General features: G+C 63.8%; 14 protein-coding genes. 6 read left to right on the forward strand and 8 right to left on the reverse strand.

What is annotated here, in order from left to right:
- Positions 1-14 precede the first annotated feature (14 nt).
- The 4 genes from sdhA to mnmA all read right to left on the reverse strand — a co-directional run bounded on the left by sdhA (position 15) and on the right by mnmA (position 3,865).
- Positions 15-1,766: a succinate dehydrogenase flavoprotein subunit gene (gene sdhA / locus IE158_RS05125; RefSeq protein ID WP_189642593.1), complete on the reverse strand. Its 1,752-nt coding sequence runs from the start codon at positions 1,764-1,766 to the stop codon at positions 15-17.
- A gap of 59 nt (positions 1,767-1,825) precedes the next feature.
- Positions 1,826-2,203 (reverse strand): succinate dehydrogenase, hydrophobic membrane anchor protein, encoded by a 378-nt coding sequence (gene sdhD, locus IE158_RS05130; RefSeq protein ID WP_189642594.1) that lies wholly within the window; start codon positions 2,201-2,203, stop codon positions 1,826-1,828.
- A complete protein-coding gene (gene sdhC, locus IE158_RS05135) occupies positions 2,203-2,559 on the reverse strand; it encodes a succinate dehydrogenase, cytochrome b556 subunit (RefSeq protein ID WP_189642595.1) in 357 nt (118 codons plus the stop codon). The genes sdhD and sdhC overlap by 1 nt, the downstream gene beginning before the upstream one ends.
- 172 nt (positions 2,560-2,731) lie before the next feature.
- The gene (mnmA, locus tag IE158_RS05140; RefSeq protein WP_189642596.1) at positions 2,732-3,865 is read right to left on the reverse strand and encodes a tRNA 2-thiouridine(34) synthase MnmA; all 1,134 of its coding nucleotides are present in this window, start codon (positions 3,863-3,865) and stop codon (positions 2,732-2,734) included.
- A gap of 70 nt (positions 3,866-3,935) precedes the next feature.
- Between mnmA and IE158_RS05145 the strand changes: the two genes are divergently transcribed.
- Positions 3,936-4,535 (forward strand): TetR/AcrR family transcriptional regulator, encoded by a 600-nt coding sequence (locus tag IE158_RS05145; protein WP_373295826.1) that lies wholly within the window; start codon positions 3,936-3,938, stop codon positions 4,533-4,535.
- A gap of 89 nt (positions 4,536-4,624) precedes the next feature.
- Here the strand turns inward: IE158_RS05145 and IE158_RS05150 are convergent, their stop codons facing one another.
- A complete protein-coding gene (locus IE158_RS05150) occupies positions 4,625-5,647 on the reverse strand; it encodes an MDR family oxidoreductase (RefSeq protein ID WP_189642598.1) in 1,023 nt (340 codons plus the stop codon).
- A 78-nt stretch (positions 5,648-5,725) separates the two neighbouring features.
- On the opposite strand from IE158_RS05150, the gene IE158_RS05155 reads away from it, so the two are divergent.
- Positions 5,726-6,136 (forward strand): S1 RNA-binding domain-containing protein, encoded by a 411-nt coding sequence (locus IE158_RS05155; RefSeq protein WP_189642599.1) that lies wholly within the window; start codon positions 5,726-5,728, stop codon positions 6,134-6,136.
- Between the two features lie 64 nt (positions 6,137-6,200).
- Here the strand turns inward: IE158_RS05155 and aroA are convergent, their stop codons facing one another.
- The gene (aroA, locus tag IE158_RS05160; RefSeq protein ID WP_189642600.1) at positions 6,201-7,514 is read right to left on the reverse strand and encodes a 3-phosphoshikimate 1-carboxyvinyltransferase; all 1,314 of its coding nucleotides are present in this window, start codon (positions 7,512-7,514) and stop codon (positions 6,201-6,203) included.
- Positions 7,515-7,839: 325 nt separating this feature from the next.
- Here aroA and IE158_RS05165 point away from each other — a divergent pair, with 325 nt between their 5' ends.
- Positions 7,840-8,535 carry a hypothetical protein gene (locus IE158_RS05165; protein WP_189642601.1) on the forward strand — a complete coding sequence of 232 codons (696 nt, stop codon included), beginning with the start codon at positions 7,840-7,842 and terminating at the stop codon, positions 8,533-8,535.
- Positions 8,536-8,669: 134 nt separating this feature from the next.
- On the opposite strand, the gene IE158_RS05170 is transcribed toward IE158_RS05165, so the two are convergent.
- Positions 8,670-9,887 carry a saccharopine dehydrogenase family protein gene (locus tag IE158_RS05170; RefSeq protein WP_189642602.1) on the reverse strand — a complete coding sequence of 406 codons (1,218 nt, stop codon included), beginning with the start codon at positions 9,885-9,887 and terminating at the stop codon, positions 8,670-8,672.
- A 134-nt stretch (positions 9,888-10,021) separates the two neighbouring features.
- Here IE158_RS05170 and IE158_RS05175 point away from each other — a divergent pair, with 134 nt between their 5' ends.
- The 3 genes from IE158_RS05175 (at position 10,022) to IE158_RS05185 (ending at position 12,566) form a co-directional block, all read left to right on the forward strand.
- On the forward strand, positions 10,022-11,266 hold the full coding sequence (locus IE158_RS05175) for an aspartate aminotransferase type Ic (protein ID WP_189642603.1): 1,245 nt from the start codon (positions 10,022-10,024) through the stop codon (positions 11,264-11,266).
- 188 nt (positions 11,267-11,454) lie between these two features.
- Positions 11,455-12,051 (forward strand): DUF4258 domain-containing protein, encoded by a 597-nt coding sequence (locus IE158_RS05180; protein ID WP_189642604.1) that lies wholly within the window; start codon positions 11,455-11,457, stop codon positions 12,049-12,051.
- On the forward strand, positions 12,048-12,566 hold the full coding sequence (locus IE158_RS05185) for a DoxX family protein (protein WP_189642605.1): 519 nt from the start codon (positions 12,048-12,050) through the stop codon (positions 12,564-12,566). Before IE158_RS05180 ends, IE158_RS05185 begins: the two co-directional genes overlap by 4 nt.
- Before the next feature lie 51 nt (positions 12,567-12,617).
- Here IE158_RS05185 and IE158_RS05190 read toward each other — a convergent pair whose 3' ends face one another.
- The gene (locus IE158_RS05190) at positions 12,618-12,995 is read right to left on the reverse strand and encodes a YchJ family protein (protein WP_189642606.1); all 378 of its coding nucleotides are present in this window, start codon (positions 12,993-12,995) and stop codon (positions 12,618-12,620) included.
- Between the last annotated feature and the right edge of the window lie 105 nt (positions 12,996-13,100).

Here is a 13,100-nt window from a genome sequence, read left to right on the forward strand (position 1 = left end):
GTTCTCCTCCCGCCTTAGTAGACGCGGGCCTTGGGTTCAAAGGCGCGGGTGTAGCCCTTGAGTGCAACCGGCTTGTAGCCGATCAGCACGTTGCCTTCGTTGTTCAGGTCTTTGTAGGCCATGGTGTGCTTCAGCCAGTTCTTGTCGTCGCGCTCGGTGTAGTCCTCACGCTCGTGGGCGCCGCGCGACTCGGTGCGGTTCACAGCGGAAGCGGTCATGGCCTCGGCACAGTCAAGCAGGAAGCCCAGCTCTACGGCGTCAATCAGGTCACCATTGAACTTGGCGCTCACATCGGCCACGCCCACATTCTTGTAGCGCTCCTTGAGCTCCTTGATGATCTCGACCTGCTTTTCCATGTCGGGGCCGTTGCGGAAGATACCCACGTTATTCATCATGGTTTCTTGCAGCACTTTGCGGATGTCGGCGGGGTTGTCTTTGCCGCTGTTGCTGCGGAGCCCGGCCAGCATCTCGCGGGTTTCGGCCTCGGGGTCTTCGGAGAGGCGGCCATACTCGGCCTGACGCGCATATTTGGCCGCCGAGATGCCAGCGCGGCGACCAAACACCACCAGGTCACCCAGCGAGTTGGTGCCCAGACGGTTGGCCCCGTGCAGAGACACGCAGGCCTGCTCACCAGCAGCGTACAGACCCTCAATCTTGCCGCCCGCGCCGTCACTGAGGCACTGACCGTCAATGTCGGTGGGGATGCCACCCATCGCGTAGTGGGCGGTGGGCTGCACCAGCACCATGTCCTTGAGAGGATCAAGGCCCAGATAGGTACGGGCCAGGTCGGTGATTTCGGCCAGCTTGCCTTCCACGGTTTCACGCGGCAGGTGGGTCAAGTCAATGTAAATGGCGTCCTTATCGGGGCCCACGCCACGGCCTTCGCGGATCTCGGTGATCATGCTGCGGGCCACGATGTCGCGGGGCGCAAGGTCCTTGATGGTGGGGGCGTAGCGCTCCATAAAGCGCTCTTCGTTCACGTTGCGCAGAATGCCGCCCTCACCGCGAATACCTTCGGTCACCAGAATACCCAGCTTGCTCAGGCCGGTGGGGTGGAACTGGTAGAACTCCATGTCTTCCAGCGGCAGCCCCTTGCGGTAGTAGATGCTCATCAGGTCGCCGGTCAGGGTAAAGGCGTTGGAAGTGATCTTGAACACGCGGCCATAGCCACCCGCTGCCAGAATCACAGCTTTGGCGTGGAAGGTGTGCAGCTCGCCCGTTGCCAGGTCGTAAGCCACCACGCCCGTGCAGCGCCCATCTTCGATCAGCAGGTCGAAGACATGGAACTCGTTGTAGAAGGTGGTGCCGTTTTTGACGTTCTGCTGGTACAGGGTCTGCAGAATCATGTGGCCGGTGCGGTCCTTGGCGTAGCAGGCACGCTCCACGGCGGCCTTGCCAAACTCGCGGGTGTGACCGCCGAACTTGCGCTGGGCGATGGTGCCGTCCGCCTCGCGGGAGAAGGGCAGGCCCATGTGCTCCAGCTCGATCACGGCGTCCACGATGTCCTTGGAGAACACCTCGGCGGCGTCCTGGTCGGTCAGGTAGTCGCCACCCTTGATGGTGTCGAACATGTGCCATTCCCAGTGGTCTTCGCCCACGTTGCCCAAAGAGGCACCGATGCCGCCCTGAGCCGCGCCGGTGTGAGAGCGGGTGGGGTACAGCTTGGAGACACAGGCCACAGACACGTTGCCTTTGGCGGCGTACAGAGCAGCCATCAGGCCAGCGCCACCGGCTCCTACCACGACCACGTCATAACGATGATGCATTGTCACTTCCTTTGAATAGACAGACTTTTAGAGTGTGAAAATTGGGGCCTTAGGCCTTCTCAGATAGAGAACAGGCCCACGGTGCCCAGCGCATAGATCAGGGCCGCCACCGAAAAGACCACCATCTTGACCCAGGCCCGGTTGGGGTTGGAGCGGATGTAATCCTCCATCACGTAACGTGCGCCGTTCATGCCGTGCAGCATGGTCAAGGTCAGGATCAGCCAGTCATACAGCTTCCACGCAGGGTTGCTCAGCTTGGCGACCACGGCGTGGTAGGTGGCGTCGGAGTCGGACACCTGAATAAAGGTCATGTAGATGTGACCCAACACCAGGAAAATCAGAATCAGGCCACTGACCCGCATAAAAATCCACCAGTTCAGCTCGGCGTTGCTGTGGGATTGGGCGCGGGCGTCCATCAAGGTACGGGCGCGGGTCATCAGTAGCCTCCCATGATGCGCGGGATATTCTTGAACAGCGTGTAGAGAGTAATCAGGGCGGTAATCGCCAGCACGGCGTACCAGCTCTGACGCTGATAGGCCACGCCCTTGCCGGTAAAGTCCATCGCCATGATGCGCAGGCCATTAAAGGCGTGATAGGCCACACCAGCCGTCACAAAAATCAGGCCGATGCGGAAGGGCCACAGGTCATACAGGTGGTGAACCCGCATATAGGCTTCTTCGCCAAAAATAATCAGGCTGATACTGATCACGTGCAGCAGGAAATAGGCCAAAATCGCCAGACCAGACAGGCGGTGCAGAAAAAAGGCCCACTGACCTTCTGTTCCCTTGTACATTCGCTTTCCTCCTCGCTCTACCAAAGGGGAGCTTCTCGGCGGAGCTGCCCCCTTCAGCATAGATGCACCGCTAGGGTGCACCGGCTTGGTATTGACCTTCGGGTCAGACACTTCAGACTAGCACCAAAATGCTGTGGGAGAGGTCGCCGGGCCGCCACCACCCTGCCCCCTGTCACTCATGGCCGGACAGGGCCGGGAGTGGACGGGTATGGTCGTCAATCAGGCCACCCCCCAGTAACCGGGGGCCGTCATACAGCACAGCGCTCTGGCCGGGAGCCACGGCAAACTGCGGCTCATCAAAGCGCAGGCGAAATCCGTGCTCATCCGCGTGCAGCACCGTCGCGCCGACTGGGGCCGTGCGGTAGCGCACCTGCACCTGCAAACGCTGGGGCAGCTCGGACAGGTCTGTGAGGTAGTTGGCCTGCGAAGCGCTCAGCTCATCCCAGAGGCAGTCCTCGTAGTCGCCGACCCACACGGTCTGGGTGTCCGGGTCCAGATGAACCACATGGCGCACCCGGTGGGTCTGGAACAGGCCCAGGCCCTTTTTCTGGCCCAGGGTGTAGAACTGCGTGCCCAGGTGCTCGCCCACCACCTCGCCTGTGCGGATTTCCCGAATCTGGCCGCGCACCTGCGGCAGATGCTCTGCCACAAAGTCCTGCACCTTGCCAGGTACGAAGCAGATGTTCTGGCTTTCAGGCTTTTGGGCCGTCAGCAGGCCGCGCTCGGCGGCGATTTCACGCACGCGGGGCTTTTCCAGTTCGCCCACCGGAAACAGGATGTACGGCAGCGCCTCGCGGGGCGTGCCCCACAGGAAGTAGGTCTGGTCCTTGCGGGGATCGTCACCGCGCCAGAATTCCACCTCGCCGCGCTCATTTTCTATGCGCTTTACGTAGTGCCCAGTGGCGACATACTGACAGCCCAGCATCTTGGCCTTCTTGACCAGTTCGTCGAACTTGACCTTGGTGTTGCAGTTCACGCAGGGGTTGGGCGTGCGGCCACGGGCGTACTCGTCAATAAACGGCTCAACGATATGCCGCTGGAACTGCTCGCGGTAGTCCAGCAGATAAAAGGGCACGCCCACCTGCTCGGCCACGCGGCGGGCTTCATAGGCAGCGTCGGGCGAGCAGCACGAATCGAAAGTTTCGGTGCGCTTGTCGTCGGGCCAAAAGCGCATCATGGCCCCTACCACGCTGTAGCCCTGGTCCTTGAGCAGCGCAGCCGTCACCGACGAGTCCACGCCGCCTGACATGGCACACAGCACGCGGGTGCCAGCAGCGCTGGGAGAAAGAGAGGTGGGCGCAGTCATCGCGCCTTAGCCTAACAGTGCCAGGCAGCCTGGGCCGTGACGGCGCTCACGGCCCGCTATGATGGGCAGCGTGAGTTCTGCACGCCCCACCGTCCCGCCCGTACCCAAAATCACAGATACCCGCCAGCGCATCTTGTCTGAGGCCGGCAAATTGTTCGTCTCACGCGGCTATCACGGTGTGTCCATGCGTGAAGTGGCGCTGGCAGTCGGCGTGACCAAGCCCGCCCTTTACCACCATTACGCTGACAAGGAAACACTGTTCGTGGCAATTTTGGAAGACTCGGTGGGCGACCTGGAAAGCATCATCAAGCAAATGGGCCAGCAGCCCGACCTGCGTGCTCAGCTGCGGAGTCTGGTTGGAAGCTTGCTGGCTCAGAGTCCGGATTACTGGGTGGGCTTGCAACTGGCGGGCGAGCTCAAACACGTGGCTCCTGAGCGCCGCGCCGACTTCGAGAACCACTACCGCCGGGTTTGGCTGGGCGGCCTGGGACAAATGATTGGGGAAGCGATGGAGCGCGGCGAACTGCGCCGTGACCTCTCCCCCGCCGACTTGACCCGCGCCCTGATGGGGATCCTGTACCCGCTGGTGTCCGGGCCAGCCCATCCGGGGCGGGAAGCTGCCGGAGAATCACTCCTGGCCGTGTTCTTGGAAGGGGCCGTACCCCGCTAAGCGGGAGTTCTGCAGTGAGTGGCCTTAGTCCCTCAAAACTGGGGGCGCTGCTGGTGGGCAGCTACAGCTGGCAGCACAGGCGCAGATGTTCAGGGCCGCGCCACCTCAATCACACTGCGCCCGCGCAGTTCGCCCTCTAGAATGCGGCGCGACAGCCGGGGCAGGTCGTCCAGGGTGTAGGTCTGGGTCATGGGAGCCAGGCGCTCGGCGGGGAGGTCGCGGGCCAGGCGCTGCCAGGCTTCGCGGCGCAGCGGGCGCGGACAGGCCACCGAGTCAATGCCCAGTAGGCTGACCCCGCGCAGAATCAGCGGGAAGACGGTGGCGGTCAGCTCGGCACTCCCCGCCAGACCGCACACCGCCACAGCCCCTTGCCGCCGCAGCGCCGACATGACCCCACTCAGCGTACTGCCCCCCACCGTGTCAATGGCCGCCGCCCAGCGCTCAGATTCCAGCGGACGGTTCAGGCCACTGACCTCGTCGCGGTGCAGCACCACTCGGGCTCCCAGCTCACGCAAGTAGGCTTCCTCCTGCATCTTGCCGGTGCTGGCGTGGACCTCGTGACCAGCGGCGGCCAGCAGTGCTACAGCCACACTGCCCACGCCCCCAGTGGCCCCGGTGACCAGGACTGGGCCGTCCAGCACTGGGCCGTACAGGGTGTGACGCTCCAGAGCCAGTACCGCCAGCATGGCCGTAAAGCCTGCTGTACCCACCGCCATGGCCCAGGCAGCGTCGGTGCCGGGCGGAAGTGGCTCGACCCAGCCGGACTGCACGCGGGCATACTCGGCGTACCCGCCACTCGTATTTTCTCCGATGCCCCAGCCGGTCACAACCACCTGACTGCCGGGACCAAAGCCTTCGCCAGAACCTTCGACCACCTCACCGGCCAGGTCAATGCCGGGCACGATGGGAAATGTTTTGAGGATGCCGGGGCGGCCCTGGAGGGCCAGGCCATCTTTGTAGTTGAGGCTGGAATGGGTTACCCGGACAGTAACGTCGCCGGGCGGCAGGTCGTCAGGGCCCAGCAGGACAGACTCGACAGCGTGCCCCTGAGTGCGCTGGGCAGAGGCCAACCGGGTGGCCTGAAGGGCACGGAACTGTGGGGGAATAGACATGGTCAGACCTCCGAAAAGCAGTGAATTGGGGAATGATCCAACTGTAGCAGCTGACCCAAACAGAAGATGTGTAGTAGCATGGGCGCATGCAATTTCAGGAGGGCACCCTTAGTGCAGCTTGACCCCGGCGCAGTTATTGAAGGCCGTATCACCCGCGTGACCGATTTCGGAGCGTTTGTGCAGTTTGAAAACGGCGAAACCGGCCTGGTCCACATCTCCCAGATCGCCCACTCGTTCGTGCGCAACATCCACGATCATGTGCGTGAAGGCGAAAACGTTGAGGTCAAGGTACTTGGCCGCGACGAGCGTGGCCGCCTCGACCTTTCGATCAAGGAACTGTTGGAGGAGCCTGAGGAGGTGCCGCGTCCCCGCGCCATTGGCCGTCAGAGCCCACAGTTCGAGGCCAAGCTGCGCTCCTTTATGCGCGATGCCAAGGAGCGCACCGATCTGGGCGGCATGGGCAAAAAGCCCTCTAAGCGCAAGAAATAGCGGATAAATATCGGAACAGAGCGGTGGACTTGTGTAAGGTTCGCCGCTCTGCTTCTTTGCCTCGCTAGTAAGCCAGCAGCTCTACCTGCGCTCCCAGTGCCCGCAGATGTGCGAAAAACTCCGGGTAACTTTTGCGGATGTGGTGTGCGCCGGTCACACGGACCGGGCTGTCCGCCCGCAGGGCCAGCAAGCTGAGCAGCATGATCATGCGGTGGTCGCCGTGGCCGTCTACCTGGACGTTTCCACGTACCGCCCCTCCGCACACGGTCAGCGAGTCGGCAGTTTCTTCGGCCTGTAGCCCCAGCGTCAGCAGCTCGGCCCGCGTGTCGCTGATGCGGTCACACTCCTTGAGGCGCAGGGTCGCCACATTTTCCCAGGTGGTGCAGCCCTCGGCGCGGGCAGCAGCGGCACACATCACCTGAATGGCGTCGGTGAAATGGTCGCCATCCAGTGTGACCGCCTGGAGGGGCCGCCCACCTCGCACCGTCACGCCTACCGCGTCCTGGGAGATATCGGCCCCCATTTGCCGCAGCACCCCAACCACAGCCCGCTCTCCTTGCAAGTCTTGGGGGTCCAGGCCGGTCACGCGCACCTCACCGGGCAGCGTCGCCCCGGCCACCAGCAGCGCGGCACTGCCGGGATAGTCGCCGGGCACCACATATTTGCCCGCCCAGTACGTCTGAACGCCCGCTACCCGAATGCGGCGCAGATCGTCCGAGGCGTCCAGCTGAATGCCGAAGCGGCGTAGGGTGTCCAGGGTCTGGCGGATGGGCGGCTCGCTTTTGATGTGCCCGGTGACCGTGATATCCAGCCCTGCAGGGAGCAGCGGCGCAGCAAACAGCAGGCCCGAAAGAAACTGGCTGGACCGCTCGGCACTGACCGTGACGGCCCCGCCCGGCACCGGCCCGCCCCTGACCGTGACCGGCAAGCGGCCACCTTCCGCGCTACGGACCTCTAGCCCCAGCCCACGCAAGGCGTCCAGCAAGTCACCCATAGGCCGCTGCCCCAGCGAGTGCGGCGAGTCAGTCACGACCTCGGTGCCATCTGTCAGGGCGGCGACGGCCAGCAAGAAGCGGGCCACCGCGCCGGCGTTACCCACCTCCAGACGGGTGTCCGGACGGGGCCGAGCGCCAAATCCGGTGACGTGGGCGTCTGGACCGTCCAGCACAATCTGGGCTCCCCAGGCCCGCAGCGAACGAATCAAGGCGTCGGCATCTTCGCTGGCCGCCACGCCGCGTACCACGCTCTCCCCTTCTGCCAAGGCTGCCGCCAGCAGAAAACGGGTGGTGTAATTTTTGCTGGGCTGGGCCTGTACGGTGCCGCTGAGCCGGGCGGCAGGATAGACGACAGCGTCAAACTGGGCAGGGGTCTGGGTCATGCGGGCAGTGTAGGGCAAGTCTGGAACAGGGAGCAGCGCGGAAACGCTCCCGCCAAGGAACCCGTACCGGAAGGCAATGACCGCTAAGCCAGAGACTCCTCCCTCATCTCCGCCCCGGCCCTGGCCACTGCCGCGGCGCTGGCTGCTGAACTTCGGCAGTGTTTACCTGGCGGGTTACTTTCTGCTGGCTGGGCAAACCCTGTGCCTACCGCCGGACGCCCGGCAATAGCTGCACAGCGCTGTGGGCAGGCTCTATGAAGCTGCGCTCGGACAGTCCTGGCCCCCGCTGAGGCCCACCGGAAGCGGTGACACGGCGCTTGACTGGATGTTTTTCGGTCTGCTGTTCCTGGCAGCGCTGGCCGGGGGCACCCTCTGGACCGCCCTGCAAAAGCGCCTGCCTGCCTGGCAAGTTCCCGCACTGAGTGGATTCCTGCGCTTTTTTCTGGCAGCGTGGCTGCTCAGCTATGGCCTGATCAAGTTCAACTTTGGGCAGTTCGGACTGCTGCATGCCGAGCAGCTGGACACCACCTACGGCGAGTCCAGCCCCATGGGCCTACTGTGGCGCTTCATGGCGGCCAGTCCGGGCTATCAGTGGCTGGCCGGACTGGCGGAAGTGCTGCCCGCGCTGCTGCTGCACCGGCGCACAGTTACGCTGGGCGCACTGCTCTCCAGCGTCACCCTCACCAACATTGTTGCCCTGAACCTGCTGTATGACGTGCCCGTCAAGCTGTTCAGCGGGCACCTGCTGCTGGCCGCACTGATCCTGGCCGCTGCTGAGTGGCCCCGGCTGTGGGCTTTTGCGCGTGGCGAGGCGGTGCCCGCCAGGCAGGCACGCCGGCAACCTGCCGTCTTCCGCTGGGGGAGCTGGCTGCTAACCGCCCTGGTCCTGGTGACCGCTGGCCTCCACGCCAAGCAGGGCCTTGGAGAACTGGCCGAGTACCGGGCCGACCCGGCCAACTCGCAGACCCGCTTGCAGACGCGGGGCTTTCATCCCATCAGCCCGGAGCCGTTCAGCCGCTAGCATTCAGAGTTGCTGTGGCGTCCAGAGGCACTGCACCGCCAGAGCGCAGCACGCAGGACACCACGAAAAGGGCCGGGGCTATAGCTCCCGGCCTCCTGTCTTCCTTAGACCCTTGGACGCGGCGAATGCCGTCCTCAGTCCTTCACCAGCTCCACGCCGCTCAGTTCGCTCAGCGGCAGGCCCCACTGGTTCATCGCGTCAAAGAAGGGGTCGGGGTCGAGCTGTTCCACGTTCCAGACGCCGGGCTGCATCCAGTCACCCCGCAGCATCAGCATCGCGCCAATCATGGCGGGCACGCCGGTGGTGTAGCTCACGCCCTGCGCCTGCACCTCGCGGTAGCACTCGGCGTGGTCCTTGACGTTGTAGACGAAGTGAACCTTGGGCTGGCCGTCTTTGCCGGTGCCCTTGACCTGGACGCCGATGCAGGTCTGGCCCGTGTAGCCTGCCGCGAGCGATTCGGGCGCAGGCAGCACGGCCTTCAGAAACTCAATCGGGGCGATTTGCTGACCACGGAAGTCAATCGGCTCAATGGAGGTCATGCCAATGCCTTCGAGCACGTTCAGGTGCTTGATGTACGCCTCCCCAAAGGTCATCCAGAAGCGGGCACGCTTGATGGTCGGGAAGTGCTTGACGATGGATTCCAGTTCTTCGTGGTACAGCACGTAGCTCTTGCGGGTCGCCACGTTGGGGTAGTAGATGTCCTGGCTGATTTCCAGCGGCTGGGTTTCGACCCACTCACCATTCTCGAAGTAGCGCCCGTTGGCGGTGATTTCGCGGATGTTGATTTCGGGGTTGAAGTTGGTGGCGAACGCCTTGCCGTGGTTGCCGTTGTTGCAGTCCACGATGTCGAGGTACTGCATTTCGGAAAAGTGGTGCTTGGCGTGGTAGGCGGTCATCGCCTGGGTCGCGCCGGGGTCGAAGCCGCAGCCCAGCAGCGCCATGAGGCCCTTTTCCCTGAACTTGTCCTGGTAGGCCCACTGCCACGAGTACTCGAACTTCGCCACGTCCTTCGGCTCGTAGTTGGCGGTGTCCAGGTAATGCACGCCGGTTTCCAGGCAGGCGTCCATGATGGTCAGGTCCTGGTAGGGCAGCGCGAGGTTGATGACCATTTCGGGGCCGAAGCCCTGAATCAGTTCCACCAGCGCGGGCACGTTGTCGGCGTCCACAGTGGCAGTGCTGAATTTGGTCTTGGAGTCGGGGAAATGCTCGTGGATTTCGGCCACGATCTTGTCGGCCTTGCTGACCGTGCGGGTGGCGATCAGGACTTCGCTGAAGACTTCGTCGTTCTGGGCGCACTTCTTGGCGGTGACGTTGGCGACCCCACCGGCTCCGATGATGATGACTTTACTCATGAAGCACAGTCTAACGTGACGGGTGAGCAGTGCCCAGGCCCCAGCACTCCCGCAAAAGGCACGGCACCTCTGGGCACGCTGGGCAGTTGGGAACGCTGGGCAGTTAGGGAACGCTTGGAAGTACACTGGCAAGCATGACGAGTGCCCAGACCAGTGCCCAGGACGCCTACGCCGCTTTGCAGCAAAAAGGGCTGCGCCTGAACATGCAGCGCGGGCAGCCCAGTGATCAGGACTTCGGGCTGTCCAACCGCCTGATCGGTGCCCTGAACGAGCATGACTTTCAGATGGACGGCACCGACCTGCGCAACTACCCCGGCGGTATCCGGGGCCTGCCTTCGGCGCGGGCGCTGGCGGCCAATTATCTGGACCTCAAGGACGAAAACGTGATCGTGTGGAACAACTCCAGCCTGGAACTGCAGGGCCTGGTGTTGATGTTCGCGCTGCTGCACGGCCTCCCCGGCGGCCAGCCCTGGGCCGGGCAGCCGAACAAGATGATCGTGACGGTGCCCGGCTATGACCGGCACTTCAGCCTACTGGAGCATCTGGGCTTCGAGCTGCTGACGGTGCTGATGCAGCCGGACGGCCCTGACATGGACGCCGTAGAGCGGCTGGCGCAGGACCCCAGCGTGCGCGGCATCGTCTTTGTGCCGACCTATTCCAACCCCACCGGAGAGTCCATAAGCCCCGAAAAGGCGGCGCGGCTGGCCGGGCTGAAGGCGGCGGCCCCCGACTTCACCATTTTTGCGGACGACGCTTACCGGGCGCACCACCTGTACGCGGAGGACCGCGACGAGCCGGTGAATCTGGTCGCTCTGTGCCGCGACGCCGGGCACCCGAACCGCGCCTTCGTGTATGCCTCGACCTCCAAAATCACCTTTGCGGGCGCGGGCCTGGGCTTTGTGGGCAGCAGTGAGGACAACATCGCTTGGCTAGGTGAGCACCTGAATGCCCAGAGCATCGGCCCCAACAAGTTCGAGCAAGCCCGGCATGTGCGGTTTCTGGAGACTTACTCCGGCGGCTTAGAAGGCCTGATGGCCGAGCACGCCCGCCTGATTGCCCCCAAGTTTGCAGCAGTAGATGAAATCCTGAGCCGCGAGCTGGGCACCCAGGGCGAGTACGCCACTTGGACCAAGCCCAAAGGCGGGTACTTTATCAGTCTGGACACCGCCGAGCCAGTCGCCGCCCGCGTGATTGAGCTGGCCGGGCAAGCGGGCATTAGCCTGACGCCTGCGGGCAGCACCTTCCCCAAGGGCCAAGACGATGGCCGCAATATCCGCCTGGCCCCGACCCGCCCCCCGCTGGAAGAGGTCCGCGAGGCGATGGAAGGCGTGGCCGTGTGCATCCAATTGGCCACCGAGGAATACCGCAGCCAGAGGTGAGACAGCGGCGGCGCACAGCCCGGAAATGTGCGCCGCTTCTTAACTCCCGTTTCCGGGCGGCTGGTACACTGCCTCTATGCCCTGAACTGGGTGCGCCTGAGACATATCCCACCAAGCACGCACGAGTGCTGGCGGGAGTTTTTTTTGTTTTGGGGGTACTCAGCGGGCGAGTGACCCGGAGGTGAGCCGTGACCAGTCCATCAACGACCATGCCGCTTGAGCTGCTGCAGTCGCTGCGCAGTGAGCTGGCCCGTGCCGAGAAGAAAGAGCGGCGGGAAAAGCGTGAGGCTCAGGCCCAGGCCGCCGCCAAGGACCGGCCCAAAGCCGTGAAGCCCCAGCGGGAACGCGAACTTGAAGGCATTGACCTGAACGCCCACTCGCTGGCCCGCGCCCACGAGCGGCTGCGCGACGCCGTCCTGTTCTCGCGCTTTGAGGTGAAGCCCCACGCTGTCGGGCACGCCCGCGCCGAAGGCTTTTTGGAACACGACATTACCGACGTACTGATGCGTGGACGGGTGCGCGCCGTGTACCCCGAGGAGCGCCGCTGGCTGGTGTGTGGTTATTTTGAAGCCTGCCGGGTACGGCTGCCGCTGCATGTGGTGGTGGAGCACCACGCAGACGGTTGGCTAGATATCGTGACGGCGTTCGTGCCCAAGAACCCGCACCACATCATCTCGCGTCAGCGCCTGGCGGTCATGCTGCGCTACGACGACGAACAGATTCGCGCCCGCACGGCAGTGGCGGGCAACCGGGTAGGGCACCGGGGCAAAGGGCGCTGGCGGTGAGCGCTGTCTCGTCACGCCGCACCGATACAGCGCTGCTGATGCTGCGGCTGCTGCTGGGCGCTCTGCTCACCCTGCGCGGCTACCAGCATCTGTTCGTGGTGGGCATTGAGGGCACCGCCGCCGAGTGGCGCGGGCTGGGGCTCCCCTTCCCGCTGCTGTTCGCGCCGCTGCTGTCGCTGCTGGAACTGGTCGGCGGCCCACTGCTGATGCTGGGACTGGCTGTGCGCCCCGTCGCCACCATGAGCACCCTGGCCGTGCTGAGCGTTCTGGTGCTGACACAGGGCGAAAAGATGCTGACACAGGGCCTGAGCCGTGAACTGCTGGACCGGCTGCTGAACCCGATCATTCAGAACTGGCTGCTCTTGATAGCGGGCACGCTGACCCTGGCGCTGGCGGGAGCTGGCCGCTTCAGCATAGATGCCCAGCGGCAGCCGTCCCGTCCGGCGGGTCCAGCGGACCATCCACTGGACGCGGTGGCCGAAAGTAGGCCGGTCAAGGGGAAAAAGAAGCGCTGATGGTTGATAGCGGTGTGGTTGATGGCAGCGGCGTCCTTCTTCCACCAACCATCACTCCTGATGCATGCCGTCCAGATAGAGCCAGCGGCCTGAGTCATCCTGCACGAAGCGGCTGTCTTCATGCATGGTGTGCTTGCGTCCATCTTCCTGGAAGCGGGCGCTGAAGCGGACGCGGTCTGCTGCCGCACTGTGAATGGTCAGGCCCAGCCAGCGGGTGCCGCCCAGGTCCAGCGTTGCCGGGCGGGTGGACGGGTGCCAGGTCGCCCGCAGATAAGCAGCGTCTTGCAGCACGAACGCCGTGTAGCGCGAACGCATCAGCGCCTCTGGGGTTTCGGCGGGGCACTCACCGCTCAGGCGGGGGCCGCAGCAGACAGCAAAGCTGCGGCCAGAACCACAGGGACAGGGCTTGAAGGGTGGATAGGACACCATGCTGCCGAGCTTACGGCAATTCGGCGTAGGCAAACTGGCCCATCCTTCACCCATGCTGCCGCAGCAGCTCAAACAACACCTGCCGAGGCCATGCCGCTGCGCCCC

This window comes from Deinococcus piscis (assembly GCF_014653275.1).
Taxonomy (GTDB): Bacteria; Deinococcota; Deinococci; order Deinococcales; family Deinococcaceae; genus Deinococcus; species Deinococcus piscis.

Coding starts and splice junctions, on each gene's coding strand:
- sdhA (WP_189642593.1), bottom strand. CDS start 1,766: ATGCATCATCGTTATGACGTGGTCGTGGTAGGAGCCGGTGGCGCTGGC.
- sdhD (WP_189642594.1), bottom strand. CDS start 2,203: ATGACCCGCGCCCGTACCTTGATGGACGCCCGCGCCCAATCCCACAGC.
- sdhC (WP_189642595.1), bottom strand. CDS start 2,559: ATGTACAAGGGAACAGAAGGTCAGTGGGCCTTTTTTCTGCACCGCCTG.
- mnmA (WP_189642596.1), bottom strand. CDS start 3,865: ATGACTGCGCCCACCTCTCTTTCTCCCAGCGCTGCTGGCACCCGCGTG.
- IE158_RS05150 (WP_189642598.1), bottom strand. CDS start 5,647: ATGTCTATTCCCCCACAGTTCCGTGCCCTTCAGGCCACCCGGTTGGCC.
- IE158_RS05155 (WP_189642599.1), top strand. CDS start 5,726: ATGGGCGCATGCAATTTCAGGAGGGCACCCTTAGTGCAGCTTGACCCC.
- aroA (WP_189642600.1), bottom strand. CDS start 7,514: ATGACCCAGACCCCTGCCCAGTTTGACGCTGTCGTCTATCCTGCCGCC.
- IE158_RS05165 (WP_189642601.1), top strand. CDS start 7,840: ATGTTTTTCGGTCTGCTGTTCCTGGCAGCGCTGGCCGGGGGCACCCTC.
- IE158_RS05170 (WP_189642602.1), bottom strand. CDS start 9,887: ATGAGTAAAGTCATCATCATCGGAGCCGGTGGGGTCGCCAACGTCACC.
- IE158_RS05175 (WP_189642603.1), top strand. CDS start 10,022: ATGACGAGTGCCCAGACCAGTGCCCAGGACGCCTACGCCGCTTTGCAG.
- IE158_RS05190 (WP_189642606.1), bottom strand. CDS start 12,995: ATGGTGTCCTATCCACCCTTCAAGCCCTGTCCCTGTGGTTCTGGCCGC.